Annotated in this window: 8 protein-coding genes; 3 read left to right on the top strand and 5 right to left on the bottom strand. The window is 48.9% G+C overall.

The features are described from left to right. Window positions 1-114 precede the first annotated feature (114 nt). Window positions 115-975 carry an acetylglutamate kinase gene (gene argB / locus ACH2BK_RS07325; RefSeq protein WP_395003017.1) on the bottom strand — a complete coding sequence of 287 codons (861 nt, stop codon included), beginning with the start codon at window positions 973-975 and terminating at the stop codon, window positions 115-117. 64 nt (window positions 976-1,039) lie between these two features. Between argB and ACH2BK_RS07320 the strand changes: the two genes are divergently transcribed. The 3 genes from ACH2BK_RS07320 to ACH2BK_RS07310 all read left to right on the top strand — a co-directional run bounded on the left by ACH2BK_RS07320 (window position 1,040) and on the right by ACH2BK_RS07310 (window position 3,937). After that, window positions 1,040-1,969, top strand: a complete 930-nt coding sequence (locus ACH2BK_RS07320; protein WP_395003015.1) for a D-2-hydroxyacid dehydrogenase — start codon at window positions 1,040-1,042, stop codon at window positions 1,967-1,969. Between the two features lie 81 nt (window positions 1,970-2,050). Then, window positions 2,051-3,331, top strand: coding sequence for a hypothetical protein (locus ACH2BK_RS07315; protein ID WP_395003013.1), 1,281 nt, complete (start codon window positions 2,051-2,053; stop codon window positions 3,329-3,331). A 9-nt stretch (window positions 3,332-3,340) separates the two neighbouring features. After that, the gene (locus ACH2BK_RS07310) at window positions 3,341-3,937 is read left to right on the top strand and encodes a DedA family protein (protein ID WP_395003011.1); all 597 of its coding nucleotides are present in this window, start codon (window positions 3,341-3,343) and stop codon (window positions 3,935-3,937) included. Here the strand turns inward: ACH2BK_RS07310 and ACH2BK_RS07305 are convergent. Genes ACH2BK_RS07305 through hisB form a run of 4 tightly spaced genes read right to left on the bottom strand, consistent with a single transcriptional unit; the run spans window position 3,924 to window position 6,515 of the window. After that, complete coding sequence (locus ACH2BK_RS07305) at window positions 3,924-4,877, bottom strand: septal ring lytic transglycosylase RlpA family protein (RefSeq protein WP_395003009.1); 954 nt, start codon at window positions 4,875-4,877, stop codon at window positions 3,924-3,926. The two genes, ACH2BK_RS07310 and ACH2BK_RS07305, sit on opposite strands and share 14 nt — an antisense overlap. 15 nt (window positions 4,878-4,892) lie before the next feature. Continuing rightward, entirely contained in the window at window positions 4,893-5,432 is a 540-nt protein-coding gene (locus ACH2BK_RS07300) for a hypothetical protein (RefSeq protein WP_395003007.1), read from the bottom strand. Beyond that, complete coding sequence (locus ACH2BK_RS07295) at window positions 5,407-5,931, bottom strand: KdsC family phosphatase (RefSeq protein WP_394998071.1); 525 nt, start codon at window positions 5,929-5,931, stop codon at window positions 5,407-5,409. Before ACH2BK_RS07295 ends, ACH2BK_RS07300 begins: the two co-directional genes overlap by 26 nt. Further along, entirely contained in the window at window positions 5,928-6,515 is a 588-nt protein-coding gene (gene hisB, locus ACH2BK_RS07290; protein ID WP_395003005.1) for an imidazoleglycerol-phosphate dehydratase HisB, read from the bottom strand. Before hisB ends, ACH2BK_RS07295 begins: the two co-directional genes overlap by 4 nt. Window positions 6,516-6,657: the final 142 nt, after the last annotated feature.

The raw sequence follows: 6,657 nt of genomic DNA, 5'->3' as shown, positions 1-6,657 counted from the left end.
AAAGCCCATTTTCTTGCCAAACGCTACGCGCCATTCTCGCTTTGGGATAAACCACGATAGGACCTTATAGGCTAGTCTCCTGAGATAATACTCTGGCATCACACCTCCTTACAATCAATCACACACAATCTGCGTGCCAATGCCCTCTTTGGTAAAGAGCTCTAGCAGCAGAGAGTGCTCGATACGCCCATCGATGATATGCGCCTTTTGCACGCCATTGCGCACGCAGCCCACACACGCCTCGAGCTTTGGGATCATACCGCCGCTAATCACCCCCTGTGCGCGCAGAGATTCTATCACGCTAGGTGTGAGCGAGCCAATAAGCTGCCTGTGCGCATCAAGCACGCCCGGAATATCGCTAAGAAACATCACTTTGCTCGCCTTGAGGGCTTTGGCGATCTCGCACGCAGCGATATCGGCGTTGATATTATACCCCGTGCTATCCTCGCCGCTAGCAATAGGCGCGATAATGGGGATAAACCCCTCGCTTAGAATCTTCTCTAACAACCGCGTATCCACACTAATTATCTCTCCGGTGTAACCAAACTTCCCATTATCCTTTGCCCGCGCGCTTAGCATCAATCCGTCCTTGCCGCTTATCCCCACGGCACGCGCTCCGTGGAGATTTAAAAACGCCGTGAGCTCCTTGTTTATCTCGCCACTTAGCACCATCTCCACCACCTGCATACATTCCTTGCTCGTGACACGATAGCCCTCGACAAAGTGGCTCTCTATCTGCAATCTAGTGAGCATCTCATCGATACGCTTCCCCCCGCCATGCACGACTACGGGGCGTATCCCCACCATATACATCAGCACCAAGTCCAGCGCGAAGCTCTCTTTTAACTCGGGGTTTAGCTGGGCAGCCCCGCCGTATTTGATGACGATAATCTGCTCGCGGAAGGCACGGATAAAAGGGATAGATTCTAAAAGCACATTGACGATTTTTTGGTGGGTTTTGTAGGATTTTTGCATTGCCTGCCTTTACTTTGTGTGGTTTTTGCATTATTATTACTAAAAAAACATTAAGGAGCACATAATGAAAAACATCGTCCTGCTGGATTCACAGACTTTGGGGGAATGCGATTTGAGCGTGTTTGAGCGATTTGGGAATTTCACACACTACCCCACCACAAGCCCACAAGAGGTGCTAAGCCGCTGCAAGGACGCGCATATCGTGCTGACAAACAAAGTCGTGCTCGACTCCGCCCTGCTCGCGCAGCTCCCTAGCCTCGAGCTCATCTGTATCACCGCTACGGGTATGAATAATGTCGATTTGGACTATGCTAAGCAAAGGGGTATCGTGGTAAAAAATGTCGCAGGCTACTCCACCAACGCCGTGGCACAACACACGCTGATGATGGCGCTAAGCCTTTTGGGCAATCTGGGGTATTATGATGGGTATTGCAAAAGCGGGGAGTGGAGCAGGAGCGCGATTTTTACCCATATCAAAGATCCCATACGCGAGATAGATGGGCTAGAATGGGGGATCATCGGACTAGGCACGATTGGGCGCAGAGTGGCGCAGCTAGCGCAGGGCTTTGGGGCGAGGGTGAGCTACCACTCCACAAGTGGCAACAACACCAAAGCCGGCTATCCACACAAGGATCTAAACACGCTCCTAAGCACGAGCGATATCATCTCTATCCACGCCCCGCTAAATCCTCAAACCAACAACCTCCTACACGCGGGCAATCTAGGGCTACTCAAAGATCACGCGATTTTGCTCAATATGGGGCGTGGCGGGATCGTCAATGAAGCCGATATCGCTAAGATTTTAGAATCTAAGCCCATATACTTTGGTGCCGATGTGCTCGCCAAAGAGCCTATGGAGCCAAACCACCCCTTGCTAAATCCTAAAATCGCGCATAAAATCCTGCTCACCCCGCACTACGCGTGGGCGTATGACAAAGCTAGGGCAAGACTACTAGAGGGCGTGCTCAAAAATATCGCGGAGTTTGTGGGCTAAGTTTTGGCGTAAAATTTGGGAATCTAAGTTTTTTTTAGGTAGAGTCGCGCCGCTTTTTATCTAAACAACAAAGGAATGATAATGGTGAAAAAAACCCTCACTTCCCTAGCAGTATGCGGAGCATTAACCCTCACAAATGGCGTGGAGATAGAAGTCTCTCCCTTTGGCTATCTCACAGGAATGTATCACTCACAAAATGACTTCACATTCCATGTGCGCAGTGGCGCGGATTTTAATGTCAATAACAGCGGATTTTCCTTCGGACTTGGGGCGATAGGTGCGTGGAATATCCCGCTAAGCCCAAATACCCCCTCATCAAGCGCAGGGGATATCTCCGATGCATATATCCAATATAAGCGCAGTGTCAAAACCAACGACAACAAGACTAAAGAAACCCTGCACGCATCAGTGGGGCGGTTTAATAGCGATTATCTACGCTCGGACTGGATAGCGGGCAATATCCAAGGGATCGCGGCGCGCTACTCTGTGTCCAATCGCTTTGATATCTATGCGACTTATCTCAACTCCTACCTCAACACCGGATACAAAAAAGGGCAAATCGGCACAAAATACGGCACTTCTATCGCAGCCCTCACGCCCTTTAGCCCAACTACCAAAGATAATTTTGTAGGTGGTGAGGTGCTGATGGCGGGGCTTAGCTTCACAGAGCAGAGCAAATACCTCATCGATGTTTTTGGACTTATCAATACCTCGCTACCCGAGAGATTTAGCACACTCACAGACAGAGGCTCGTCGCTCCTCGCACAGGGCGGTATCACGATGGGATTTACCCTCATACCACACGAGAATTTCAAAGCCCGCACGACTTTGCGTGGGCTTGTGCAGTATGGCAACACCGACAGACGCGATGTGGCAAACAGAGCCGGGCAGGATCTAAGCTTTCTTTTGTGGGCTGATGAAAAGGTTACGATTTTTAATGATTTCTATGTCGGAGCGGGGGCGCACTATGTCGGCGGACGCGAGGGTATGGGCGGTATCTGGAGTATTACCGATGCCACGTATTATTATGGCAACACGATGGGACTAGCAAGCACGACTATGGGCTATATCGCGCCCTATTTCCTAAACAACACCATTAGCGCGTATATCTATGGTGGGATTGAGTATCAACGCTTCAAACTCCACGCACTCGCCTCATTCATCGACTACACAGAGTTTTCGCTCATGGCGCAGTATAGATTCTGGGAGCAAAATGCGATGAGCCTTGAAGTGGGCGGGGGCTTTGTGCATTATAGCTTTGACAACTACACATACACCAGCACAACCTCGCCTTATTCTTATTATGGCATACTCGCCTCGAGCAACAACGCCTTCAGTGTCTTTGTGCGCTTTAACTACTAAGGCTAGGATTTGGAAGAGATTATACAAGCCTTGCAAACTTGGGGTTATGTGCTCCTCTTTGTGTATAGTCTCTATGGTGGCTATGTAGGGCTCATCGCCGCAGCGAGCCTTAGTGCGCTAGGTAAGTTTGATATTAGCCTATGTATCATTACCGCAGGGCTAGCAAACGCGCTTGGCAGCTCGCTTGTCGCCTTTATCGCACGGCATTACAAGGCAGAGATTTTGCCCCTGTTTGCCAAATACTCGCGCCAAATCGCCCTCACGCAGATTTGGATACGCAAATACGGCAAAGTCAGTATCTTTGTGTGCAAATATATCCACATTATCCGCATTATCGTGCCTATCGCCATAGGGATTAGCCGATACAAATTCACGCTCTTTTTGTTTTACAATGCCCTTGCTTCGTTTGTTTGGGCGATTTTGGTGGGCTGTGTTACATTTTTTTCAAGCAATGCCGTACTTGCCTTGGTAGAAAAGCTTGATGTCCATCCTTATATCCTGCCGCTTGTGCTTGCGTGCTGGGGGGCTCTCATCGTGCTTTTGATGCGCACCGCCTCACGCAAGATTCACAAAAAACCCCCGCACACAAAATCTACTCGCGTATGAGAATCTTATCGCCAAAGCCCTTGGTGTTTTTCATAAAATCCCGCGCCTCCTCTTCACTCTGAAATCCCTGCAAAAACACACGATAGAGAATCTCATCGTTTGCATCACGCATCTCTTTGATAGTAGTCGTGTAGGGCGGATAGGTGTCGTATTGCTCTTTGGTAATGAGCGCGCCCTCTTTTTTCCTAAACGCCCCAAGCTGCAGCGCAAACCTCCCGCCCGATACACTCTGTGGAGTTTGTCCTATGGCAAACTCCTCCTGCAACGCCTCATCATCTCGCACCTCATCTTTAGATTCTGTATTGATCACGCCCTTAAAGCCTATAACCTCAAGGCGCACCTTTGCCGTGCCGGCTTTGAGCATATCGATATCCTTTGCCGCGGCGTTGCTTAGATCGATAATGCGCCCCTCGACAAAGGGACCACGATCGTTGATACGCACAATCGTGCTTTTGCCATTTTCGAGGTTATGGACTTTCACCACCGTGTTCATCGGAAATGTCTTATGCGCGGCAGTGTGGGCATACATATTGTAAGTTTCGCCATTAGAAGTCTTTTTGGCGTGGAAGTCGGGACCATACCAGCTCGCTAACCCCTCAAAGCTATCACCAAGTTTCACTTCCTGTGGGTGATACCACTTCCCTGCGATTTGGTAGGGCTTCATCGTGGCGTTTTGGATCGCAGGAGATTCACGCATAGCACTCCCGCCTATGTTGGCATCTACGCCACTTTGAAACGCATCTAGATCGTTATAATTCTCTGAAAAACTCTGATAAGTGTTGGTATTGCCGTGCTCAAAGGTGCGCTTGTGGGTGTTTTCATAGCTCCCCCAATCCTCATATTCGCTAAAACTCCCTTTGCCACCGCTATACGCGCTATTGCTCGCACAACCACACAAAAGCCCCACCAACGCAATGCCCACATACCTACGATAATCCATCGCCACTCCTTACTGCTATTGTGCGAGTTGGATAAACCCATCAAGGCTCTCGCCCTGCAAATATTCCTGATTTTGATCAAAATACACATTAAGCCCTTGCAAATCCGTCTCCTCTTGATTGACAAAAAACTGCCCCTCGCCCTTAAAAATCCGCTTTTTGTAGTCATACACACCCCGCTCACTCCATAGCACTAGCCCATCTTGGCGGATGAGGCGGATACTTTGGGGCGTGTGGTAGATATCCTTTATCGCCTTGAGATAGGGCGCGTAATACTCCTCCCTGCGCTGCTGTGAATCTAGCTGATAGGCAAAAACCTCATAGCCCTCATCGTAGGTGTTGTAACGCAGGATTTTAGAGCCATTTGCGATGAGAGAGAGCGGATCTGTCGTGAGCAAAAAAAACTCAAAATCCCCAATCTCAACACTCGGGATATTAGTGCCTATGTCCTTATAGGTGCTTTCATCTTGCTCAAAAAAGAGCAAACTCCCTAGACTAAGTAGCAATAAACCAACAAAAAACGCATAAATGCTAAAGGAAATATTTTTTAAGCTCATCGCGATTGTCTTTGTTGCGCTTGCCTTGAGATTCTTTGGCGAGAATATCCTCTATCATCTCGCGCACCGCACCTTTGCCGCCCTTTTTGCCTAGCACGACTTTAGCAAGGGCTTTGATCTCCTTGGCACCATCTTTGGGCGCGTAAGTGTGCTTAATGCACTTAAACATCGGCAAATCATTGAGATCATCGCCGATACACGCCACTTCATCACTCTCTAACCCGAGCTTATTTAGAATCTCACGCACCACCGCGCCCTTATCACTCACACCCATATAGATATGCTCTATCCCGAGCTCTTGTGCGCGCTTTTGCACGATGAGAGAATCTCTGCCTGTGATGATCGCACTCTTGCGCCCTAGCTGCTTATTCCACACACTTAGGGCTAAGCCGTCTCTGATATGAAAGCTCTTTATCTCCTCGCCACTTTGGGTGTAGGTAATCTCGCCCGTAGTCAGCGTGCCATCGACATCAAGCAATAAGAGTTGGATTTTTTTCATAGCACGCCTTTGGTGCTTGGCGTGGAGATTCTAGGATTTGGCGTGAGTGCGCGGCGCAAACTCACTCCAAAAGCTTTAAACATCGCTTCGGTAATGTGGTGGAGATTTTTGCCACGCACACAGATGATATGCGCGCTGATTTTGGCATTAAAGCACACTGCGCGGAAAAACTCCTCCACGAGCTCCACATCAAAACTCCCTATCTTGCCCCCATAGCCTTCCCCTGCTTCAAAGACCAAAAACGCGCGATTAGCGAGATCTATATCGCACGCCACGCACGCCTCATCCATCACCACGCGCGCATTGCCAAAGCGCTCCACGCCGCTTAAAGGATACATCATCTGCCTCAACGCCTCGCCTAGAGCGATCCCACAATCCTCCACACTATGATGATCGTCTATATGTGTGTCGCCTTGGCATTTGAGCGTGAGATCCATAAGGCTATGCTTGCTAAAAGCCTCAAGCATATGATCAAAAAACCCAACCCCACTGCTAATCCTCGCACTACCACTCCCATAGAGAGTCGCCTCTAGGCTAATGTCTGTCTCTTTTGTCTTGCGTGTGTGTGAAATCTGCTCTTTCATACTCTGCCTTTGGGTTTATAGAATCTAAAAATGCCACCATTTTACCAAAATATTAAAGCCCCGCACAGAAAATACGCCAAAATTGTGCATTTAGGGATAAAGTTTTATTACAATGCAAAGCAAAATCCACAAACTAAGGCAG

This window comes from uncultured Helicobacter sp., assembly GCF_949282165.1.
Lineage (GTDB): Bacteria > Campylobacterota > Campylobacteria > Campylobacterales > Helicobacteraceae > Helicobacter_F.
Note: the sequence above shows the minus strand (reverse complement) of the source record. Positions and strands in the feature narration are given on the sequence as shown.